Below are 22,459 nucleotides of genomic sequence, written 5' to 3'. Positions count from 1 at the left end.
ACAGAGAATGATTAGCATACCATGATAAGCGATGATATTGGAATTATTGAGCATGTAGGCAAAAACTATTTTAATTCCAATATATTATCATGCAAGCGGTGTGAACGGGGGGTTGCCGCGCGAAATTATAAGGTTCATCTGGCATCCGGATTGACTGCATTGGTGCGCATTGATGAGCAAAGAAGTGCGAGAGGCATTGCCTGTGACGACCTGCTTATGAATGAAGCCAGTTTGCAGGGGGTTGGCACTCCTGTGGGCCATCAATCGTGGACATTCACTGGCGGCATAACAGTATCGGTAAGACCATGGATAGAAGGAACAGCTCAAGCCGATATTGGTGCTGTTTTCGGCGAGCGTCTGCATGAGCTCGGAAGAACCCTGGCGCGCATCCACAAGACAACGCTGCAAGCCATGCCGCCGAATGGTCGACAGTTCTTCTATATGCCAATCTATAACAGGTCAGCGTCGAGCTGGGAATTAATAGTGCAGGCGCCCGAAGTACTGAATGACCATCCCGAAGCACTGGAGATAGTCAATGTTGCCATTCAGATTGTTACTCTGCGTGCTAACTCAAACTTGCCTTTTTCCCCGGTAGGGCTCGCGCATGGAGATTTCTCGCCAAGTAATTTGATCGTGAACAAGGGGGAGATTTTTGTCATAGATTGGGAAAAGTCGTGTTTCGGACCCTTATACTCCGACATTGCACAGGCCATATATTATTTTCTAACCGCCTTTGGCAACTGTAATGATACTAATATCACGAGATTTCTCCTGGGGTACCGATCAGAACGTGAAATAGAAGATTACGGTGCATTGGAAGAGTGGCTCTACTTGCATCCTGTTCATATTTTCTTACACGATACCGCTCGTACAATATCGAAAAGGAAGCAAGGCCAGTTGGATCACTTTGCTTACTTTCTAATGGAATCTCTTCCTAGAATTAAAAAACACTTTGAATTATACAAATAATGATTAATAGTTCTTGTCCCAAATATACATGGCTTTATCAGTCAATGTATTATCTTCCATTTTCTGCAAAGTGGTTAATTTTTTACTAACACTGTTCTGGTCGTGAATTTCAGGATCGGTAAATATATTCTGATGGAATGCTTGCATTTGGGCCATGAGCTCCAGTTTCGTTAAAATTTCCTGGACATAAACGCAGTGCTCTGCGTTGGGTAGTGAAACGCTCGGCAAGACGTTCCTTATATTCAGCGCAGCTTCCAGAAAATTGCACACCTTGCCAATAGTGAATTTTTCCTCGGGCCAGTATTCCTTCTTAATGTGCACCGCCTCAATCAATTGCAGAGCCCCCCCCTGCGCCGTAATGTCGTAAATTTCCAGTGTATCGATATCCCAGGCGGGACTATCAAATATGAAACGAACAATTTCAGTGGCCTCGTTGCGTTCATTGCCAACGATCAGCTCTATACGTCGATCGCGTTGAGACCAAAGCAGGGAGCTACTGATAAAAATGTGCACCTTGTTGTCAAGAGTCAGTGATGCGTAGATGCTGTCTAATGGCGCCTCGCAAGGGTCTCCTGTGGAGAAATTGCTGGTTCCTGAGATGACGCCGTTAATGTGGTAGGGTGTTCCTGGTGCAACTTCGCATAAATATAAGAGCAGATCCACCGGGTGTGCCAATTCAACTGAAACAACGCCCTTGGTTGGGCGCGCATCCTTTATACGATATTTTCCCCACCAGCAACTGGCCCTAAGGATCTTTCGGTTATTATTGCGGAGGAAGCAAATGAGATGCTCGATTGCAGGGCTGTATCTCTCGACAAAATTGACAGTCAAAAGTTTTCCTTTGTAGGCATGTGCGACTGCTTGTGCTTCTTCCAGTGTGTGTGTCAGCGGCTTTTCACAAATAGCGATTTCGAGCTCGGGGTATTCCTGCGCAAGTTGAAGAAGCACTTCCGCATGTGACGGCTCTGGTACGGTGACAATCGCGGCATCCGGACGCAATCCAAGACGACGCGACTCCGATAAACTTTCGAAAACACCGAGATTCAACTGGTTCGCCAGCTGCTTTCTGCGCTCGGGGCAAGACTCGACAATACCAACAATCTTCAGTTCGGCGCCGGATTTCGCAAGCACCATGCACGCCCGCAGAAAGCGCAGCCCGGCCTGTCCGGCCCCAACCAGTAATATCTTACGGTCGCTCATTCAAGAAGTCCTGATTGCTTCAAGATACTTTGCGGAAGTGCCATTAACCATGGTGCGATTAATCATGGGATGGTCATCATCGCGGGGCCCCGAATCGCTGTCCGGATGGTAGGCTACTATCGTCATTGCGGATGTGGTGGTAACAAACCCGTGCAAAGCATTCGGCGGTATGACAAATAACATACCTGGACGCAAGGAGTAATTGCCTGAAGGTGTTCGGCACATGCCGTGGCCGTTAATCACTGCGCCAATGCGAACAGAAGGGTGTGTGTGAATGGTTTGAGTGACGCCTGCTGGAAAGTAAAGTGCATTCAGGCATGGCTCCCCCAGCCTGGAAGGCGGCAGGAGCAGTGTATCTGTGCAACCGTCTATATACTTTAAGCGACCCCATTTTTCGACCGGCCCACCAATTAAATGCAGTGGCGAGTTACCCTGGAGTTCAATCAGAAAGCCTGTTCCACCCTTCAATGTTGCACCTTGATCGAATGAAAAACAGGCATGTTCCGGCAGCGTGCATGTTACACCATTGTCAAACTGCACTTCGGTCTTGCCTGAAAGGACGAACCCAAATCTGCTTTTTGGCGGAAGATTATGGGTGGTGTGCTCATTCCAGTAGACTAGTTGCTCCGCTATGCAGAGCTTTTCCAGAGTTGAGTTTGAATCGTCTGGCGATAGTTCAATAAATTCCATATATGCTCCTAGTGCTCATTCCACTTAAATACGACCGCTCCGGTCAATTCGCGATTGCAAATTGATTCATAGACAGTTTGGAACTGATCAATGTCGGATGTTATGCCCAGAGCAGGCCCGATGTCCAGTTTTCCATTTGCAATCATCTCTATGACTATCCGGGCGTCCCGATACAGGCTAACGCGGCGCTCCAGATAATTAGGCTCAGTCCGTGTCGGTTGATGAGCGCCGATTATGGTTATTGCTTTGCGTTGAATGAGATTATAGAAATTGACATCGGGCAAGGCCCCTCTTGTGCATCCTAACAGCACCAACGTTGCCCCTTGGGGGCATTTTTCGATGGTATCAATGAGGCTCTCGACTCTGCCCGTGCATTCAATGACAATATGGCAGCCAAAGTTGCTTTGCGGGTTATAATCCGTGGGCATGGTTTTATGGACATGGTCGAAACCAGACTGTGTGGCGGCTTCCCGGAGTCTTGCGTCGCCGGCCACACCTGTTACCGAAGTAGCGCCAGCCCGCATTGCCAGCTGACCGGCAATGAGGCCAATGGGGCCTAGTCCAACAATAGTGACATGGTCCCCGAAATCAATCTTGGCGATTCGTATGCCATAGAGCGAGACCGTTGCAATCATGAATGCTGCTATTTGCGAAAGCTCGTTTTCCGTGGTTGTAGATGACGGTAGCTTCCAGCCCAGTTGGCTGTGTGGCATCTTATCGAACACATTACCCAGGTGTTGCCCGTTAAGTTCCGGCACACAAACAATGGAGTGACTTTGATGAGGAGTCATTGTCGCGATCATATCGCCTGGTTGAATATGCTTTACGCTGCTACCAATTTCGATAACCCTTCCGACGTTGGAATAACCTGGAGCAAATGGGAATCCCACTTCATGGGGGTCTGTGTTGGGTTCCGCAAGCAGGAACGCCCGCTCCGTTCCGGGGCTTATGACGCTGAATTCAGTTCTCAGTAGTACGTCATTTTCTCCAAGAGGAGAAAGAGAAAATTCTTCAATGACGGGTTGACGCTTGGCTTTAAAAATGAGGCGGGAAGCAGGAGTGCCTTGCGGATGCAACATTCTGGTCATTAGATCAAATTCATTATAATGGATTTTTCAAATTGTAACCTAACAGGTTGGTGAAAAACCATACGGTAGCTACTAATTTGTTAGGAGGAAGGCTTTATTTAGTGAAAAGACCGCACTTCTTCTACTGCATATAGATTCAATTAGCGCCGAAAAAGAGTTTTTCACCAACCTGCTAGATGTTTAGTCCCACGATGTGCTGGTGTAAAGTATAGCCAGCTACAACGGGAGGAACTATGGGACAAGTTTTACACGGATGCGCCCGCACGACAGAGGCGGTGCGTCGAGCGATACAACATAGTCAAGAGAGCCTGAACAAACTGGCGGCTCGACACGGGATCAACCCGAAAACGGTTGCCAAGTGGCGCAAGCGGCAAACGGTTCAAGATGCCCCTATGGGTCCCAAAGAGGTTCGCTCAACAGTTCTGACAAAAGAGGAGGAAGCCGCCTGCGTCGCCTTTCGGCAGCATACTCTCCTGTCTTTAGACGACTGCCTTTACAGTTTGCAAGCCAGCATTCCTCATCTGACACGGTCATCTCTACATCGTTGTTACCAGCGGCATGGGATAAGTCGCCTACCGGATACGAAAGACGCCACAGATAAAAAGAAATTCAAAGACTATCCGATCGGCTACTTTCATATCGATATCGCCGAAGTGCGCACTGAGGAGGGCAAGCTCTACATGTTTGTTGCCATTGATCGTACGTCCAAGTTTGTCTTCGTACAACTTCACGAGACGGCAACCCGTCAAATTGCGGGAAACTTTCTGCAAGAGCTTATCATCGCCGTTCCTTACAAAATCCACACCATTCTCACCGACAACGGAACGCACTTCACCACACCGGGCAATCGGCATTCCACCGCAAAAGATCTCAAAGAGGCTTTGGAGGCCGGGCATATCTTCCGCGCACATGCCTTTGAACTGGCTTGCGCTAAGAACGATATTGATCACCGGCTGACCAAACCTAAGCATCCATGGACAAACGGCCAAGTCGAACGCATGAATCGAACGCTCAAAGAGGCGACTGTAAAACAGTATCACTACGGCTCACATGATCAACTCAAGCAACATCTGCACGCGTTCGTTATGGTTTACAACTTCGCCAAGCGGCTCAAAATGCTCAAAGGGCTGACACCCTACGAATACATCTGTCAGATCTGGACAAAAGATCCTGATCGCTTCAGAATCGACCCCATCCAGCACATCGTGGGACTAAACATCTCTAGTGGTATATATTATATAAAGAATGTACAGAATTGCGGCCCAACTGTACAAGCTATGGTCGGTGCGGGCATCGGGAGTTGGATAATTCCAAGCCAAGCTGGGTAAGCATGGCGAAAAGGGATTCGACATCCAACTGCACTCAGCTGACTGGCGTTACAGATTTTTTAATCTGAGTACCTTATTAGTGTGGGTTGTTATGAGCTTCCGGTGCCGTTTCCCGGATCGGCCATTATCGAAAGCACAGTATTCTTGCTTTGCTTTTTCCATGCAGGGTAACCGTTCAGTTTATCGTTTGCAGTGCGGCATTACCTTGTGCGAATTGTTTTTGTGAAAAAATTAAATTGAACAGGTGCTCACTGATGGCTCCGCATGCCATGTTTAGCCATTCCCGCTCGCTGCAAGGAAACGTTTCGTTTAGAGAGAACACGGATCTTCGTTGGACTTAGGTAAACCTGAGTTCGTATCAATACTGCACAATCACCGTTTTAACTCGGCGGAGCAACTGGCAGCATATTTGGGTGTGGTGCCGATCGAACGGCAGTCGGGTTCGTCCGTATTGGCCAGACCCCGATTGTCCAAGGCAGGCCCGGCTTATGTGGGAACCAAACTTTACATGGCAGCGATTGTCGGCATTCAATACAACCCACAGCTCAAAGCCCTTTATCAACGCCTGCAGGCGCGTGGTAAATGCAAAATGTCAGCATTGGGGGCCGTCATGCGCAAATTGGTGCATTTGTGCTTCGATGTGGTTAAAAACCGTTTGCCCTATCAGGCCGATTTCCAACAAAAAATGACTATTAGGGCTTGACTCGAAAGGCGGTATCTACCGCGACTGATGCCCAGTAACTTTGCCTGCCGACCAATCGACCATTTAGATTCACGGTCTATCATCGTTTTGGGCTCAGCAATCCCGCCTTGGTGAGCGCGCCTTATAAAAAATCGTTTTCCAGTGTCAACTGGCCGATTTTGGCGTGCAGGGCTTGCAGATCGACCAGCGGCGACGCGGACTCCGCCGGCTTGCCAAACACCTTGGCAGCCCGCTCGGTCAGTTGCTTCTTCCAATCGACGATTTGGTTCTGATGAACTTCGAGTTCCTGGGTCAACTGCGCCAGGGTTTTATCACCGGCTGAGGCCGCCAACGCTACTTTGGCCTTGAAGGCCGGTGAATGTTTTCTTCTCGGTTTTTTGGACATTTTCTGCTCCAGTTCTCTGTCCTCGCGGACTTTCAAAAGTAGCGGGTCTTTCACTTGACGGCCTGTTCAATTTTTCGGCACCATCACTTATACTATGCCGAACATATAGACTTGGTAGAGTTCCGGTGTTAATTCTAAGCCGGTCGAATCGAAATTACCCACGTCCTGACAGCGAGCAGATATGACTGAGTTACACGTTCAACATAAAGAGATATGCGACAAACTACGCGTATATCTCGAGAAATTTGTTGGTGATCCTGAGTGTCTGAACTGGCCAATCGATTCACCATTGAAGGAAAATTTGGATTCCATGGGGCTATTCATGTTTCTCGTGGGGCTGGAGGAAGAGTTTGCAGTGAGCATATCGGATGAGCGCTTCAATCTCTATGAAATGGGCACATTGGATGGAATTGCTCGAGTGCTGTTATCCGTGCAATAGGTTAACTGATGCGTCAACACTTTTCCGGACATATGGTTAAGCGGCTTTATGCCGCAATTCGTAGTCCACGGGCGTTGTTGAATAAATCGAAATTTGGCCGAAGCACATCATTTCTAGCTTTTGCACTAGATTTTGATAGACACAGGCATACCCAGGCCTGTCATTCTGTTGAGAGCAGACGCACTGCACCATGCTTCAGTTTTTTGTTGAGGCAACGCACGTGCTTTCATGGTGTTGCCAAAAATGCGCTTATAACGCTGCATGGCAAGCTCAACATAGTTTCGAAAGTTGTAACCCGTTTTTCGTTGCCACGCTATGCGACCTTGTTCAGCAAGGGTTTGAATATGCTGGTCTCGCTGCGTGTCACCAGCGTCTGAACAAACTGCGTTCCTGGGCGGCGGAACCACTACATGTACATGCGACTGTTTAGCTAAAACCGCCTTATAAACTGGCTCTCCATCGTAGGCGCCATCGCCCATGAAAATATCGAAAGGCGTGTCAATTTGGTCGAGCAAATCGGGAACTGCAGTCGGGTCGCCCACTTCTGGCGTAGTGAGTTCACAGGCCAGAACGTTATGATTTTCAACAATCACAAGATGCAGTCTACGCCAGGTGCGCCGAGCAGGAACATTATGTTTTTCCTGGTGCCATTCGTCTTTGCCATAGACTTTGAGTCCGGTGGAGTCAACGATCACAATACTGCCTGCTTCCTTCGCCTTGCTCAGGATATGCCTGGGAAAGACAATGCTGCGCTTGGCAATGCTACTGAAGTCAGGAATAGTGATACCTGCGTTCATAACACGAGCCGGCGAATTCATGAAACCTTCGGTTTGACGTAGCGGCAAATGAAAAACCTGGCGAATAAACCCGGCGGTTTCTATCGCGATGTCAGAATATTCACGTGGCCGCCCGCGAGCACCAGTCTTGATTGGGCGCCACCCCGCTATCGCTTCTTCAGTAAACCAGATCGTAAAATCACCACGTCGCCGTAACCCATTATTGTAGTCATGCCAGTTCGTCACTTGATAACGAGATTTTTTGATTTTATGGCGGCGGCTCTCGTTATGTTTATACGGCATGCGGTGAAATCGATTGAAGTAATGGATCCAAGATAATGTCATATAAACGACTTGAATGCTGAAAACCTGATTTATTCAACAACGCCTATAAGAGACATTCCTGTGAGTGTTGTTATGTCAAACGTTTGACTGTTCATTAAGCTTTCATTAGAAAGGGATCGTGACAGTTGCCCGAGCCATGCGTGGTTCAACTGGGTGTTTCAGAATACCAGTCTGCGGCGAAGCACCAGCAGAATAGGCATATTGATAAGCGTAGGCAATATCGTTGGCGGTCGAATCGAAAATATTGAAAATATCGACTTCCAGTTTATATCTCTTTTGCTGGTAGCCCGCCCCTAAATTGACGATGCTGGTCGAGCCAGACCAGAATGCACCGGAAGGGTCCAGCGGCATGTCATCAAAGTGGCGCAACCGTACCGTGCCGAACAGGCCGTTAGGGGCAACCACTGTAGCGCCCGTTGAGATAACTGTGCCGACGGAGTTTGGGATATAGTTGTTGGTTTCACCCTCTGGCATCGCCACATACCGTGCCGAACTAAAGGCAAAGTCAGCATCCAGCGTCAGCCAATCGGTCGGCTTATAGTAATTGGTCCACTCAACGCCGTAACGATGGGATTTCCCTTTGACTTCAGTGGTACCAGCATCACCCGTAAACACCAGTTCCTGATCGCTCTCCAGCCACCAGAATGCCAGAGTGCTGTTCAAGCCTTTGATAAAGTTGCTGCGAATGCCTGTTTCAGCGCCGCGTGACTGGGCCATAGGCGAGATTCTGGCGGCACTGCTGTCTAGTGCGGTACCGGTATTGGGATCGAATTGCAGCGTCGTGCCACGCGCATCGTTGGAATGATAGCCGAAACCGCCATTGATAAAGTATTCAGTCTTGTACCAAGGGCCGATGACCAGGCTTAGCTTTGGGCTGACTAGCGCTTGCCCTCGACTGCCTGAATTTGCCGCATTCACAGCAGGGTCATGCGTAGCCGTGTCGAGCACCGTGACATCGTCATGGATAAAGTCCCCTCTTAAACCAGCAATGGTACGCACTTTTTCGTGCCAATAGGTCTGGTTCTTGAGATAAATTCCGGCAGTGGTCTCGCTGACATTGCTGCGACTGACCGTACTGAGATAGTGCCGACCGACAGTATGATCCAAGCCCAAGCCCATGATTTCATCATGGCGAAGCTGGAACCCCGCGGTGTTGTCCATGTCAAAACCGAACAGCTGGCTGTAGCGGGTATGTTCGATATTGCCACCTGTCTGTACCCGATGTTCAAACTGGTGTATCTGATCACCGTTGACCGGGTTGTCTAAATAGCCAGTGAGATTGGAGAATAAATCCACATCGTAGTACAGCACATAGATATTGGCGTCATTTTTCCAGTTATCGCTTTTGTTCCAGAGATTGGTTGAAAAACTGTAGCGGTTGGTTTTGCCACCATCCGTGGGATCCATGGTGCCGTAAAGGTCGAGCGTGCCGTTATCAATTAAGGCTTGAGGGATTTGGTTGGTTGCCGTCCAGCTGTTGGTATAACCCTTACCGTTAACCGATAACCCCCAGTCGCCTTTATCAAGCGTGTAACGCAGCATGCCGTTAAATTTTTTTGTATCCTCCGGTTGCTGCCAGACGCCGTTATAGAAATTGAACTCGCCAGCATAAAGTAAATCGCCGCTGCCAACTTTGTTGGAATTAGCTACTAAAGCACGGTAATAACCGAACTCGCCGCCGGTAAACTTCAACAAGCCTGTAGGCAATTGGTCCATCGAGAACATTTTCGAATAACCGGCTGAGGAAAAATCTCCGATTTCCGCATAATACGGGCCTTTGCCGTAATCAATCTTCTTTACCAATTCCGGGATGACGCTATTGATGTCCATATAACCTTGCCCATGGGCATGGGTAGGCATGTTCATGGGAATGCCGTCGACGTAGGTCGTAAAATCCGTGCCGTGATCGAGATTGAAGCCGCGCAGGAAATACTGATTGGCTTTGCCGGAACCGCTGTGCTGGTTGGCTAACGCCCCTGGCACTACTTCCATGAGTTCGCCGTTACGGGACATCGGGCGGTATTCGAGTTGTGCCTGGCGGACTTCGCCCTGTGACGCTGAACCAGTCGTGCCAATAAGATCATTTTCTCGCCCGGCTTCGACGACCATTTCCTCTAGTTCCACAGGTTGAGAATCGGCATTAACCATGGCACAGCTCAGATCCAACAGCCCACCTATAGCCAGGCAGATTTTAGAGTTTTGTTTTTTAATACGCATGGCAACTCATGTCCTGACTTTCAATCTGGACATGATAACCATCCTATCGGGAAGGCTTTTGGGTGTTTCCTGCGATGTAACCGGGCAGTAATACCTGTAGGTAATAAGCTGCCGAAGATAAGTTCTTGCATGTGTCCCCTGCGCCGCCCGCGCATAAAGGTTGTAGTACACAACAGAGGACTAAGGAAAATGAGAGAGGGCGCAAATGCGAAGCTGCACTGTCATTTTCGCTGACAGCCCTCCGCTGCATCGAATCAAACTTTCAGGCCGGTCTCCGGGCTTATAAGTGGCGGAAGCCTGAATCGTCACCTTCCCATGCATAGCACAGTGGCATTTTTAACGATTCTTTTACTTATCTACCGTTGCGGGGGCAGCGTCGGCTTTGGTGTGACCTGACCGACTTCCTGTTTAATCATCAGGTAAAAAACCTGACAGAACCTGAAAACAGGCGGCAATTATAAGGGGTAACCAAGATAAAGCAAATTTCCGGCGTAGTGCTTGATGTCAAAAGCAATGACAATTCTCGGCAACTTATCCATGTCATAGTGTTGTCCATGTAACTCCTCAGTAGTCACAGGTTGCCACTGTACGAATCAGAGCAGATAACTGTGGAGTTTTTTGATCATCCAGTGGCAGTAGCACAATTTAACGTAAAGTTATTAATTTCCAATGGCTGCTTTTATTGGAATAGTCTGTTTTTTCTTATTGGCAATTAATGTGGGTCCTGAGCGATATTTGCAGGCTGTTGGCAAATAATGTAAGCTCATTGGCAATTAATTCGGGCCGGAAATCGCGATGTTTACAGGTCCTGCGATTTATGTTTTCAGGCCGCTACAGTTACCGGCACTCTATCAAATCTTTCTGAAAAGTTGGAAATTAAATGTATAAAATCACCTAGTCTAATCATTATTGGAACAGTAATTAAGTTCCGAAACCAATTGGGCTTTATTTGGTCGTATCTGAAACCTGGAATGTAGATTAAAATGAAAGAGCGAGGAGGATGCTCAATGGGATAAAAAATATGTGTTAATATTTGTATTCTTCCGTCCATGTATGCAACAAAGCCATTGAATAGTATCGGCGCAAATTTTAAAATTAGTTTTGTGAAATTACTTAAATCCCTCAATTTTATATTGATTGAATATTGCTGGCAATGGATTATCGGATGAAAATATTCTTGGATATTGATGGTGTAATACTTGACTTGGAATCTTCTTTTTATAGCTTCGTTGAAATTAATCTTAAGAAAAAAATCAATAAAGGCACAGAGGATGAATGGTCATGGGTCTGGAATAATTTCTTAATGAGCAATTTCTGTGAACAATTAGAACCGCTAATTGATGTTTCTCTTATTAGGCACCTTGGAATAAGCCATGAAATAATTCTTATAACTGGTTTTCCATCCGAATTTTGCCAGAAAAGAATCAGAAATTTAAAGCAAATAGGACTCTACTATAATGATATTCATTTTGTTGATAGTGCATGGATATTTTCAAAATGCAATCTTATAGAAAAATTAATCAATTACAGCGAGATATTCATTTTCGTCGATGATAACTTCCAGATTTGCAATTATATAAATGATAATATATATGGTGGCATTATATATCAAGTTAACGACAAAACAACATGCGAGAACATATCTGGAGTGATATCGGCTTCTGCACAGAGGATATTTGCGGAGTTAATCCCACTTGAACTTGACAGACATAGAAACTAATCTGACATGCTCAAACCGGAAGTTTGAACTATCTCGCTTGGCGAATGAAGAATTTGCAAGTGCTCGTATGGATATTGAGGCTGAGATAAAAAATCATCTGTACTTAGTCGGCGCTGAATAAATCACATTATAATAAAATCTCCAATTCTGACAGGCACCTCGAAACCCCTTTGCTGCTCTGCTGGATAGGGGTGACAAATATTTGGTGGAAAAATATACGCTGAATTACGCGACTGCCCTCTCTGTGCTGAAATACACCCTGAATAATAAGCCTAGTGGAGGAAGCAAGCAATCATCCAAAACGAATGCTGCGATGAATGCGGTACAGGCTTATTTATCGGATTGAGATAACCATGGTCCGAACAGACGTCCTGTTTAGGGGCTGTATCAGGCGATGCATCAATGTTAGCAATTGAAATGCGCCTTGATCTTTGCTCTCAAAGCTTCCATGACCGAGGTCAAGCAATCGTCAGTCCAGACAATGTCGACAGGCTGCTACTTGACCAACCTTTGCCAGGAATAAAGATGACCGACCGTGGATAAAAAAAGAAGCGCAGAGGCGGGTCGATAAAAATTGACGGTCGGCGCCGGAATGTTTATCTGGATGACACTAGATAGTCGTCCCTGAAAAGCTAAGAAAACGACATTTTCCGACAGAATCGTGCTCAGAGTTTAAGTTAGAAAATTTGTCGTGTACAGAGTGGTTTATTTTGATTTTAAATTAAGTGATTTTTTATGTCCTCAAAAATAGGATTAGGCTATGCAATTGGTCATCACGGAGAAATACTTCAGGGAATGATTGATCTGCCTTTTGTTGGGCAGAAACACTTTTTGGTTTCTCTTATAAGCCCAGACATTAAATCTCGAGCTAAATTTACATTGTCCAAGACTAATGCTCTAAAAGTTCAACCAGAATGGAAAACAAAATCTCTCCGGGCTGCTGGTTTAACGATGACTTATGCGGGATATTCTAATCAAGAGGGATTGTTAGAGATTGAATCAAATTCAATTCCGTGTTTAGGATTTGGCACATCCACCAGCGATGTTGTGGCAACAATCAGAGCAGTTGCTCAAACTTTGGATTGCAGGCTGAGTGCCGAGGAAATCTCCCGAATAGCAGTGCAGGCAGAATTTGCTTGCGACCCTTGCATGTATGATAATCAAGTGGTTGTATTTTTACAACGAGATGGCTTGGTTAAGGAGTTTTTTGCTAACAATTTGCCTGCGACGGCTGTTCTTGGTTTTGATACATGCCCGTTTGGTAATGGCGTCTCAACATTGGATTTGCCTTATCCAGATTATGGGAAAATTGAAATTAGAGCATTTAAACAACTAATTAAGCAATTAAGAATAGCTATTGATTCTCAATCTGTGCCTCTTCTGGGCAAGATATGTACAGAAAGTGCAGTAATCAACCAACAATTTCTTCCTAAATCACATTTTTCAGAATTATTAGAAATTCAAAAACAAGTTGGAGCCTATGGCCTGCAGATTGCGCACAGTGGTAGCATTGCTGGATTTATTTTTGATGTTAAAAACAATCAATTTGCTTGCCAGAAAACAAAGGCCATCACATTGTTAAAAGAAATTGGAATTAATACTACATGGCAATTTTCCACCTCTCGCAATGCTTTATAAAATAAAGATCCGCATTAAAAATTACAGAAAGGGGCTGCCGAAGCGATGCGAACGATATCAGCCGCCAGACGCAGCACTGTGAAAACCAGAACACAGGCAATTAATCAATTACGGGCACTGCTGATCAGCGCTCCTGATGACATAAGAGCCAAGCTCTGGAAATCCAAACCCGAGCACTGCGTAAAAGCGTGCGCACAGATCCTAAGTTTAGGCGATACAGTGGCGCTTCAAACATTAGCGACAACTCTTCGGCTACTGGTTAAGTGCTGGTTGTCTTTAACCGCAGAGCTGCGCGAGCTTGATGCTACACTGGAAAGTTTAACCAAGCAGGCGGCTAAACGATTGCGCAGCCAGTTTGGCGTAGGCCTGCAAACGGCGGCTACCCTTCTTGCGGTGGCGGGTGATAACCCTGACCGCTTGCGTAGCGAGGCGGCCCTGGCCGCTTTATGTGGCACTAATCCGCTGCCTGCGTCATCAGGAAAAACAATCCACCACCGCCTCAACCGCAACGGTGATCGAACCGCTAACAATGCGTTATGGACGATTGCCTTAGTCAGAATGCGAAGTGAGCCGCGAACCCGCGCTTATGTGGCTCGCCGAACCGCCGAAGGTAAATCAACCAAAGAAATTCAGCGTTGCTTAAAGCGCTACATTGTTCGAGAGCTTTATCCGCTTATCCTGGCTGATCTGAAAGAGGCCGCTTTTATGGCTTGACATAGGAGCGTCAATTCGCCGACTGAACGGTTTTTTCGCAGTTTGAAGCATGAACAGCTCAACTACGAAACATTCAAAACCCAAGCAGCGGCAAAACTGAGCGTGATCGATTATTTGGCTTTTTATAATGGCCGCCGATCTCACTCAACATTGAACTACCAATCCCCTATCGAATTCGAACGGGATTTTGTTAGAAACACTGCCTAAGCAGGTGTCCGGTTTTGGTTGACCATTACAAACATACATGAAAAGTAATCAACAGCACACCCATATGCCATCTGGCAAAGAGAGTGAAAGCCCTGTTTCAGACTCCGATTTGTCATGTATAAGAGGATGCTTTCCCAGTCTTAAAAAAGTGGTCTACCTTGATGCTGCGAGAAAAGCTCCTCTCTCGAGTGAAGCTGCCCACGCGATGAGTGCGTATATCGAACAGGCGCTGAATTGTCGTGATACGAAATCGCTTCATATGCAGCAGACAAAATATGCCAGAGACGTTTTGGCCGCCTACCTGAATGTTGATACTAATAAATTGCGCTTTGCGTCGAGTACCAGCGATGCAGTTGTGCTGGCTTTATCTTCCAGGGGAGATTCGGCCCGAGGTCGGATAGGCGTTATTGAAGGTTCACATCCCTCGGTGTTAGCGGTAGTGCGGCAGATTGCCGGCCTGTCTGAGGTGGTTGAAATACGGGTACCTGAAAAAGCAATGGAGTCTGACCATTTTGAAAAGCAACTGGCTGGCGTTTCGGTTTTATGTGCTCCCCGCATATCGAGCAATGGTAAACAGTATGATGTATCCTATCTTGCATCAGTACTGGCCGGCAGTGGAATTGCCCTCATTCTGGATGAGGCCCAGTCTGCTGGTATTTACGAGTTGGCAGAAACCCATTGCCCCACCGCTCATTGTTTTACACTGCAGAAGGGCTTTCTATGTCCGCCGGGAATTGGGGCTGTATGCTTTTCGAAAGCGTGGGATACAGAACAGGGCAGTATTTGTGAGTTTGGCGATAGAAACCAACATGTGCTAAGTGCATTACCTGTCAGCATTCGAATTCTGGACTCCATCTCAAGAACAAAATTACATGCACATATAAGGTGGCTTTCCCAGCGCTTTACTGCACTAGTAAAGCCCCCAAATCTTCTCTTGCATAAGGGAATGCACGCACCGCATATACATCTGCTCGATTTGCCGGGGCGTGTTTGGCAAAACTATTTTTTTTCTCAGGGAATTATTGTGGGTGAATACGGTGGAATACTGAGGGTATCGTTTGGCTGCTATACCTCTGAGAATGACCTGCTTCTCTTTGCAGATCGCCTTGACAGGGGAATACGCGATGGATTGCCAACCCACTAAAAAACAGTATGAACTGAAGCTGGAAGCACTGTCACTGGCTGACGTTCTTACTGTCAATCGATATAAAAGAGATATCTATCCTCAGGATATCAACTATTTAAATGGTATGCATATTCTGCGGAACGCATTAAGCAGCGAAGCACTGTTAAAGCGCTTTCTGTGGAATCATTGCCTGTTGCTTGTGCGTCCTGATGCCTTTTTCGTAGGGTATCCACACCATATAGTTGAGGAATTGTATTCGCGCCACATGAGTATCGTTGGATGCGAAACGGTATTGCTAACCCGCTCTCAGGCGGAAGCATTATGGCTTTATCAAAGCAATGTGATGACCGAGGAGCGAAAAGACTTACTAGGGGAACTGCTAAGTTCGGCTCCTTCCGTACTTTTACTGATTCATGACGATAACCCCCGCATATCGGCTCCTGCCACTGCGCATCTCACATACTTGAAAGGGCCATCAATTGCCAGGAAGCGAAAACCCTGGCATCTCCGCTCCATTGTTGCCCCTGCTACGGCCAGCATTTTGTCATACCTGCATGCTTCGGATGACCCTGCCGACATGGTCCGGGAAATGTGCTTGCTGCTGGGTGCGGATACTATGTTGAATTTGCTTGGTCAAACTGGGTCAACTCAGCCCAAACAGGGGCTTTGTTATAGTGATACCGAAAAGCGGACCAAAGATTTACTGCTCAAGCACGCGGATTTCTGCCGCAGGGATGTTGAAGCCGGTAAGTTTGGGGCGTCCGCAATAAGCTGGCCGGCCTTCATGGAGCGCGCAAGGTGTTGCATTGACTATGTGAGCGGAGAAGCCTATGACCCATACCAGGCGATCATACCCGATGGTAAAGATCTTGCTATGACACTGGACAGTTATCTAAAGAACAATCAGGTGCGCAATGATGATCCATAGTAGTAATCGGCCGGTTATTGGGGTCTTATGCTCAAGCCGGTTAATCAATGATGGCTGTTTCAATATAGTTCTAGATAAATATCTTGATGCGCTAAACCGCATTTCAGGATGCGACTCATTATTAATCCCAACCACCTCTGAGATGGTGGTCATACCGAGCCTGATAACAAGGGTGGATGGCATTCTCCTGCCAGGCGCAAGAACGATGGTGCATCCCTCGGCCTATGGTGAAGAAGAGGCCTACGAACAGCATGAGTTTGATTCGCGGAGGGATGAAGTAGCATTTGCCCTTGTTCGATATGCCGTTAAGACTAAAATGCCTTTATTTGGTATCTGTAGGGGAATGCAGGAAATAGTCTGTGCATTAGGTGGAAGCCTTCACCAGGATTTGGATTGCTTGCAACGCCCAATACTCAATCATCATACGCCAACGGTATCTACTTACGAAGAAAAATATCTTCCAGTGCACGCAATTCATATTAGCGACGGCGGGATGCTGGATGATATTGCGAAAAACGCAGGGCTTGAAAGGCAAGTTAATGTGAACTCTCTGCATAATCAGTGTGTGCACATAATCCCCAAGTGCTTGCGTGTCGAAGCCTGGAGCGAAGACGGAGTAACAGAAGCGGTTTGCAGTGTTAACTCATCGCATTGGTTAATTGGCGTGCAATGGCATCCAGAGTGGCATGAAGATCTTATGCCAATCAATGCACAGCTCTTTAAAAGCTTTGGCATGGCTTGCAGAGAATTTGCCGGCCGCTCAATTAATCAAAGTTCTTCCATTCGAATATTTCAAAATCAGTGGTAGGGCGGATGGCCTGCCCGTAAGCTTTCCTTCTATACTCAAATTCCAGTTTTGAATACAGGTCACTATGCCCCTCCTGCTCAGCATCAAGCCTGCGTAAGGCATCCTCTCCAGAGGGGAACAGTGGCAACTCTTCCAAAACAGGGGATGTGTACTCGAATATTCTATCTACAAAATCAAGGGTGCGTTGCACAAAAGTCTGGTAAGACCGGGGCGACGCGTCTATATCTTGAAGGAGATATAAACTTTGAAACTCTTGCACGAGTTCTTTGGGAAGATACTGCTTTACATAATATGTAATCCACTTTCTTCGAAAGTTCGCGAGGCCTAGGGCCCGCATAAAACCGGACGTTTGCGCAATCAGATTCTCCCTGGATAAATCCACTGCCCGTAGCCAATCACTAAAAGACACAGCACCGGCAATATCGAGAAGAACAGAAAAATCGGAGGCAACCCATCTGTAGCCAAGGTACTTGTACTGCTCTTTGGGGAGTGCTGCCAGGAGTAAGTCGTAGGCGGAGTGTCCTGCGAGACAAATTGAGGCCTGTAATCTGTGAATAAAACTTTCGTCTCGTTCGCTTACGCGTTTTGTAAGCAGTATAAGATTCTTTGTGGCATAATCATAGATATCCTGAATGCTACCAAACAGTTGCTCAACTTCTGCAAAGGTTCTGAACTCAATATCTATTTTCGTGGCACAATCAGGAATCGCAGTGTGAATAAGCCTTACAGGGCTTGAATTGCCATCTGCTGCACGAACTATGTCGCGGCTATCGGTGAGCACCCGGTGATGCTTCTTTATGGAAATGGTGCGAGCTTCACGTAATTGCTTTGTAATGACATATACGTCAAGATCTGAACAGGGGTTACCTTGGCCTTCAATCAAAGTGCCTGCACAAAAGAGGATATCGCCTTCTTCAATATAGGCTTGTTCGAGAATCTCCGTTACCGGTAAACTTAATCTCGCTGCGGGTAGAACGAGTTTACCTTGGCGAACCTGCCCTTTTAGAATGTTATTCTCAACTATAGTTGAGTGTTCATAAGTTGATGAAGGGTGGATTTTGTTATTCGTTGCCATAAGATAATTTGATACTGTATGAACCCCATTGACGATCTGAACGTTGTATTAACGCCTAATTCAATTAAACAGCGATACTTTTCCAAAGACAAGAACTATTTGAGAGCCTTATCACTTTTGTCTCGAATGTTCGGATCTGATGCAGAAAAAATTTCCTACTTATGGAATACGGCCGCGCTGATTATTCGTCCGGATGCAATCGCCGGACATATGGCGGGCAACGTGTTTCCACTGCTTAGGGAGCATGGCTTTTTTCCGTGTGCGGTTAGAACTGTAAAAGTATCGGAGGATCAGGTTGAAGCGTTATGGAAGTATCAATGGAATGTTGCAACCAAGGAGCGCCAGAACCTGCTCAAGCGCATTATGGATGCGGGTGAAGCGCTTTACCTCCTGTTTAGAGATACAACGGTAAGATACTCGGCACCAGCCACTGTTCATCTTACCTACCTCAAAGGTACAGCCAGAATCGATCGAAGAAAACCCGGAGATCTGCGTACCGTTGCAGGCCCGGCTATTGCCAATGTTTTTTCCTATCTGCACATTGCAGATGATCCCGCGGATCTGTTGAGAGAGCAGGCTTTGTTGTTTTCAGATGAGCAGATGGCTGACCTTCTACGCGAATCCAGCTTATGTGTCGACAAACAGGAGCTTGCCTGCCAGTCTCTGAAGGTAATTGAAAGCCTGGTGCCCGAGGGGGCTTTTTCGCTCGATTCGTTAAATACGGCCTCGTTGCCCGAGGATAACTATGCAGGTATTCGCGAAATATGGCGCAATATCATCCGGGATGGTTTGACATGTGTTAATTTTGTCAGTGGTCATGCTTATATTGGAAAAGATGCCATCATACCCGATGACCCGGAATGTTCGCTTCCTCTCGACGCACATTTATTAAGTGAAAAGCTGGAGCCCCTTTAGCAAGCCGTTACACGGATTATTGTTGGGAACAAAGGGCTCTGAATGGAGCATTGCATATTGTGGAGCTGAAGTGGCTGTGCCATGCTTGATGCAAAGCAGGTATAATTGCCTACCATACAATCGGTTTCAATCGGTTTTAATAAGAGAAATATCGAAATAAGCAATTGAGCATGGCTAATATTTCAAACGATAACGATAACGCTATTTCTGACTGGTTGTCCTGCTTTAAAGAAAAACGCGTGATCTACTATCACGATGAATACTTTATGAGGGGCTGGAGCCACTTTCTTTCCGCGTTTGGTTTAGAACAGCTGCTAAGAGATTATCTTTGGAACTTGGGATTGCTGCTTGCCAAGCCCGAAGCTGTTGAAAGCGGGAAAGGGATTGTTATCAGGGACTTCCTGCATAATGCCGGTTATCAAACATTAGCCATTGAACGTCTCAATATCGATGCTGAAAAGACGCATCACTTATGGCGCTACGCCAAAGGGCGTTATACAGACGAACGTTTTCAGTTGTTGGTTGAGCTTATGGGGGCAGGTCCTTCAGTCTTGTTTGTCGTTAAGCATTCGCAGATTGACGAGCGGCTGCCACTATCGATTCGCTTAACTGATCTAAAAGGAAGTACGGATCCTCGAGAGCGATCGGGTGATTGTTTGCGAGCGGTCTGTGGAGGTATGCAGAGTATCTTCCTAAACTATATACATACATCTGATGAGCCATGTGATGTAGTGCGTGAACTGGGAATACTATTGAACTCTGAACAATTGCAGGAACTGCTTTGTGCAATTAAAAATAACGAACAACTTGCTGCTGATAACGATACTCTCGATAAACTGAAGCCTGACGCCGGTTATACGCTCAGTGATAAAGATTGCCAGCTGCGACTGGGAGCCGCGCTGGGCCTTATCCCCGCCCCTGATGTCAGGCATAAAGCGAGCGCCGCGTTAAGAAACTGTTTTGCCGGCGATACAGAATCTTGTCTGTTGATAAGTGAACTGCTGGAGCAACGCAAGCTGGGTGTCCCTCATATTGATAGAATCGTATTGCGTTCCAGATCCATTGCGATGAAGAGAGAGATAAAATCACAGGCTTTTCCGAGTTGTGAGCTTAGTCACTGGAATGAATATACAGCCAATCTGGAAAAGAGAAAGAAATTCTCATGAACAATAAAAAGGGTGGAGCGCTGAAAGAATGCATTGCATTACTGAAAACGGTCCATACCCCCCATCTTAAGTTGCGCTTGTCAGTGGCGTTGGTGTTACTGGTTACAGGACCGGTCGCGAGTGTCCTGGCTCCAGTGGTGCTAGGTGATGCAGTGAATCTACTCAGCGCCGAACAAACCTCTGCCACGGCCAGCATGTTTTTTTGGGGAGCGGTGCTTTATGTGGTGCTAGCGGCATTCTCATCGTCCGCGTCCAATCTTCGTGATCTGGTCGTGGATCCGGTCATTGAAGACCTTAAGTGTAGATTCTCGGTCACCTCATTTGCCCATCTTTTTCAACTATCCCATGAATTCCATAGTAACCATCGAAGTGGTTCTGTATTAAGGATAGTGGAAAGAGGCGTTCAATCACTGGAAGAGCTTATTCGCAGCACTGCATTCAGCCTTGCACCTACGGCAATTGAATTTACGCTTGGTCTGGTAGTTTTGGTATATAAACTGGATTGGCAGTTTGCGGCGGTTGCTTCCGTTGGAGTCATTCTCTATATGGCAGTTAATCGGTGGGCCGACGAGAGACGGATCTCTTCCCGCCGTGCTCAGAATGAGCTTGATAGTAAGGTTGCTGGCTTAGCTTTAGACGGACTTACCAATTTCACCACTGTAACGTTGCTGGGCGCTGAGGATGCAGTGATGTCGAGGCATGAGCGTGCGGCACAAAGGTATGCCGTTGCGGCGGCGCGATCTGCTGGAATTCTTAATGTAATCACAATTCTCCAGCATTCTGTTATGCGGATCTGTCTTACGATTATTGTCGTGATGGCAGGATTTGGCGTACTTGATGGAAAGTATGAAGTTGGTGATGTACTAACCTCAATTCTGCTGATACGGGGTCTCTTCTATCCGCTGGGAATGCTTGGCTATCATTATCGATCTATGCAACAGGCGACCATAGATTTGGAGAAGGCGTTGGAGATCAGGCGCACACCGCCGGCATTTCAGCAGATCAAAACCGGGCTAATTAAGCAGAACGAAATCTCCTCACCGCCATCAATAGAACTTAAAGGCGCTACCTATTCATATGCCGGTCGTGCTGCACCGGTAGTTGAAAATCTGTCAATGTGTTTTCGCCAGGGAAAGCGAACAGCGATTGTTGGTCCTTCTGGCGGAGGCAAGAGCAGCATACTGAACCTGACAGCCAGGCTGTTTGATCCTGTGGAAGGTCAAGTACTGCTAAATGGCGAGAACCTGGCTGAAATGGATCCTGCCACTTTGCGAAATATTATTGCCGTTGTCCCACAGGATGTTTCGCTTTTTAATGATACTTTGGAAATGAATCTGACTTTGGGTAGTATTGAGCTTACGCAGGAAGAAATTTATCGCGTGCTGGCGGCGACTGAGCTGAGTGAACTTGTCGAAAAACTTCCGAATGGTCTGCAGACATTAGTAGGCGAGCGGGGAGTAATGCTTTCAGGTGGAGAGCGCCAACGTGTTGGTATAGCCCGTGCGATGTTGAGGAATCCTAAGGTGCTAATAATGGACGAGGCAACGAGTTCTCTTGATGGGGCTACCGAATTTGCCATTCAAAGAACACTTAAAAAAGTTTCAAAAGGCCTGACTTCTATTATTGTAGCCCATAGGCTTTCTACGGTTGTCGATGCGGATTACATATATGTTGTTAAAGACGGTAAAGTGATTCAGTCAGGAACACACCAGGACCTTTGTTCTGAAAGTGGGTACTATCAAAGTGCTTGGGAGCGCCAAATTGCTGTGGATTCAGTGTAGGAGATCCGCGTGTGATTGAAAAGTTAGAGCTAGTGTTTAATTGCACTAATAGAATTGGTTATAGTTTATACTAGGCCTTATGCCTAGAAAAGCCATAAAAATCCTATTAACAGACGAACAAAAAGCCCGGTTGGAGAAAATCACGCGCAGCCACAGCGCGGCGTTGTTGAATAAATCAGGTTTTCAGCATTCAAGTCGTTTATATGACATTATCTTGGATCCATTACTCCAATCGATTTCA

At 46.6% G+C, this 22,459-nt stretch carries 17 protein-coding genes, 4 pseudogenes and 1 riboswitch; of the genes and pseudogenes, 14 read left to right on the top strand and 7 right to left on the bottom strand.

The window, feature by feature from the left end:
- Positions 1-21: 21 nt before the first annotated feature.
- Positions 22-969, top strand: coding sequence for a phosphotransferase enzyme family protein (locus METLU_RS0123805; RefSeq protein ID WP_027160368.1), 948 nt, complete (start codon positions 22-24; stop codon positions 967-969).
- Positions 970-972: 3 nt separating this feature from the next.
- Here METLU_RS0123805 and METLU_RS0123800 read toward each other — a convergent pair whose 3' ends face one another.
- The 3 genes from METLU_RS0123800 to METLU_RS0123790 are packed head-to-tail and all read right to left on the bottom strand — an operon-like array spanning position 973 to position 3,947.
- The gene (locus METLU_RS0123800) at positions 973-2,169 is read right to left on the bottom strand and encodes a Gfo/Idh/MocA family protein (RefSeq protein ID WP_027160367.1); all 1,197 of its coding nucleotides are present in this window, start codon (positions 2,167-2,169) and stop codon (positions 973-975) included.
- Positions 2,170-2,859 carry a cupin domain-containing protein gene (locus METLU_RS26465; protein WP_051300337.1) on the bottom strand — a complete coding sequence of 230 codons (690 nt, stop codon included), beginning with the start codon at positions 2,857-2,859 and terminating at the stop codon, positions 2,170-2,172.
- Positions 2,860-2,867: 8 nt separating this feature from the next.
- The gene (locus METLU_RS0123790) at positions 2,868-3,947 is read right to left on the bottom strand and encodes a zinc-dependent alcohol dehydrogenase (protein WP_027160366.1); all 1,080 of its coding nucleotides are present in this window, start codon (positions 3,945-3,947) and stop codon (positions 2,868-2,870) included.
- Between the two features lie 233 nt (positions 3,948-4,180).
- Here METLU_RS0123790 and METLU_RS26460 point away from each other — a divergent pair.
- Together METLU_RS26460 and METLU_RS26455 are read left to right on the top strand one after the other, a co-directional pair.
- Positions 4,181-5,164, top strand: a pseudogene (locus METLU_RS26460) (IS481 family transposase); the annotation flags it as partial.
- A gap of 466 nt (positions 5,165-5,630) precedes the next feature.
- Positions 5,631-5,978: pseudogene (locus METLU_RS26455) on the top strand (IS110 family transposase); the annotation flags it as partial.
- Positions 5,979-5,995: 17 nt separating this feature from the next.
- On the opposite strand, the pseudogene METLU_RS0123775 reads toward METLU_RS26455, so the two are convergent.
- Positions 5,996-6,363, bottom strand: a pseudogene (locus tag METLU_RS0123775) (transposase); the annotation flags it as partial.
- Positions 6,364-6,544: 181 nt separating this feature from the next.
- Here METLU_RS0123775 and METLU_RS0123770 point away from each other — a divergent pair.
- The gene (locus METLU_RS0123770) at positions 6,545-6,802 is read left to right on the top strand and encodes an acyl carrier protein (RefSeq protein ID WP_027160364.1); all 258 of its coding nucleotides are present in this window, start codon (positions 6,545-6,547) and stop codon (positions 6,800-6,802) included.
- A 125-nt stretch (positions 6,803-6,927) separates the two neighbouring features.
- On the opposite strand, the gene METLU_RS0123765 is transcribed toward METLU_RS0123770, so the two are convergent.
- The gene (locus METLU_RS0123765) at positions 6,928-7,881 is read right to left on the bottom strand and encodes an IS5 family transposase (RefSeq protein ID WP_027160336.1); all 954 of its coding nucleotides are present in this window, start codon (positions 7,879-7,881) and stop codon (positions 6,928-6,930) included.
- Between the two features lie 147 nt (positions 7,882-8,028).
- Entirely contained in the window at positions 8,029-10,140 is a 2,112-nt protein-coding gene (locus METLU_RS0123760; protein ID WP_036244113.1) for a TonB-dependent receptor, read from the bottom strand.
- Positions 10,141-10,388: 248 nt separating this feature from the next.
- Positions 10,389-10,597: riboswitch (cobalamin riboswitch) on the bottom strand.
- Between the two features lie 708 nt (positions 10,598-11,305).
- Between METLU_RS0123760 and METLU_RS0123755 the strand changes: the two genes are divergently transcribed.
- The 7 genes and pseudogenes from METLU_RS0123755 (at position 11,306) to METLU_RS27615 (ending at position 17,281) form a co-directional block, all read left to right on the top strand.
- Positions 11,306-11,860 (top strand): hypothetical protein, encoded by a 555-nt coding sequence (locus METLU_RS0123755; RefSeq protein ID WP_027160362.1) that lies wholly within the window; start codon positions 11,306-11,308, stop codon positions 11,858-11,860.
- A 735-nt stretch (positions 11,861-12,595) separates the two neighbouring features.
- Positions 12,596-13,498: a GHMP family kinase ATP-binding protein gene (locus tag METLU_RS26450; protein WP_155920782.1), complete on the top strand. Its 903-nt coding sequence runs from the start codon at positions 12,596-12,598 to the stop codon at positions 13,496-13,498.
- A 45-nt stretch (positions 13,499-13,543) separates the two neighbouring features.
- Positions 13,544-14,212 carry a transposase gene (locus tag METLU_RS26445; RefSeq protein WP_196806648.1) on the top strand — a complete coding sequence of 223 codons (669 nt, stop codon included), beginning with the start codon at positions 13,544-13,546 and terminating at the stop codon, positions 14,210-14,212.
- 24 nt (positions 14,213-14,236) lie between these two features.
- A pseudogene (locus METLU_RS29275) lies at positions 14,237-14,419 on the top strand (IS3 family transposase); the annotation flags it as partial.
- A gap of 37 nt (positions 14,420-14,456) precedes the next feature.
- Entirely contained in the window at positions 14,457-15,563 is a 1,107-nt protein-coding gene (locus METLU_RS0123735; RefSeq protein ID WP_027160361.1) for an aminotransferase class V-fold PLP-dependent enzyme, read from the top strand.
- Positions 15,544-16,473 (top strand): nucleoside-diphosphate kinase, encoded by a 930-nt coding sequence (locus METLU_RS0123730; protein ID WP_027160360.1) that lies wholly within the window; start codon positions 15,544-15,546, stop codon positions 16,471-16,473. The genes METLU_RS0123735 and METLU_RS0123730 overlap by 20 nt, the downstream gene beginning before the upstream one ends.
- Positions 16,460-17,281, top strand: coding sequence for a gamma-glutamyl-gamma-aminobutyrate hydrolase family protein (locus METLU_RS27615; RefSeq protein ID WP_081679270.1), 822 nt, complete (start codon positions 16,460-16,462; stop codon positions 17,279-17,281). Before METLU_RS0123730 ends, METLU_RS27615 begins: the two co-directional genes overlap by 14 nt.
- On the opposite strand, the gene METLU_RS26435 is transcribed toward METLU_RS27615, so the two are convergent.
- A complete protein-coding gene (locus METLU_RS26435; RefSeq protein ID WP_051300331.1) occupies positions 17,238-18,356 on the bottom strand; it encodes a hypothetical protein in 1,119 nt (372 codons plus the stop codon). The two genes, METLU_RS27615 and METLU_RS26435, sit on opposite strands and share 44 nt — an antisense overlap.
- Positions 18,357-18,374: 18 nt before the next feature.
- Here METLU_RS26435 and METLU_RS0123715 point away from each other — a divergent pair, with 18 nt between their 5' ends.
- The 3 genes from METLU_RS0123715 to METLU_RS26430 all read left to right on the top strand — a co-directional run bounded on the left by METLU_RS0123715 (position 18,375) and on the right by METLU_RS26430 (position 22,218).
- Positions 18,375-19,271, top strand: coding sequence for a nucleoside-diphosphate kinase (locus METLU_RS0123715; RefSeq protein ID WP_081679269.1), 897 nt, complete (start codon positions 18,375-18,377; stop codon positions 19,269-19,271).
- Between the two features lie 170 nt (positions 19,272-19,441).
- Positions 19,442-20,437 (top strand): nucleoside-diphosphate kinase, encoded by a 996-nt coding sequence (locus tag METLU_RS0123710; protein ID WP_027160357.1) that lies wholly within the window; start codon positions 19,442-19,444, stop codon positions 20,435-20,437.
- Entirely contained in the window at positions 20,434-22,218 is a 1,785-nt protein-coding gene (locus tag METLU_RS26430; RefSeq protein WP_051300330.1) for an ATP-binding cassette domain-containing protein, read from the top strand. Before METLU_RS0123710 ends, METLU_RS26430 begins: the two co-directional genes overlap by 4 nt.
- Positions 22,219-22,459 lie beyond the last annotated feature (241 nt).

Source organism: Methylobacter luteus IMV-B-3098 (genome assembly GCF_000427625.1).
In the GTDB taxonomy this organism is placed as follows: Bacteria; Pseudomonadota; Gammaproteobacteria; order Methylococcales; family Methylomonadaceae; genus Methylobacter; species Methylobacter luteus.
Note: the sequence above shows the minus strand (reverse complement) of the source record. Positions and strands in the feature narration are given on the sequence as shown.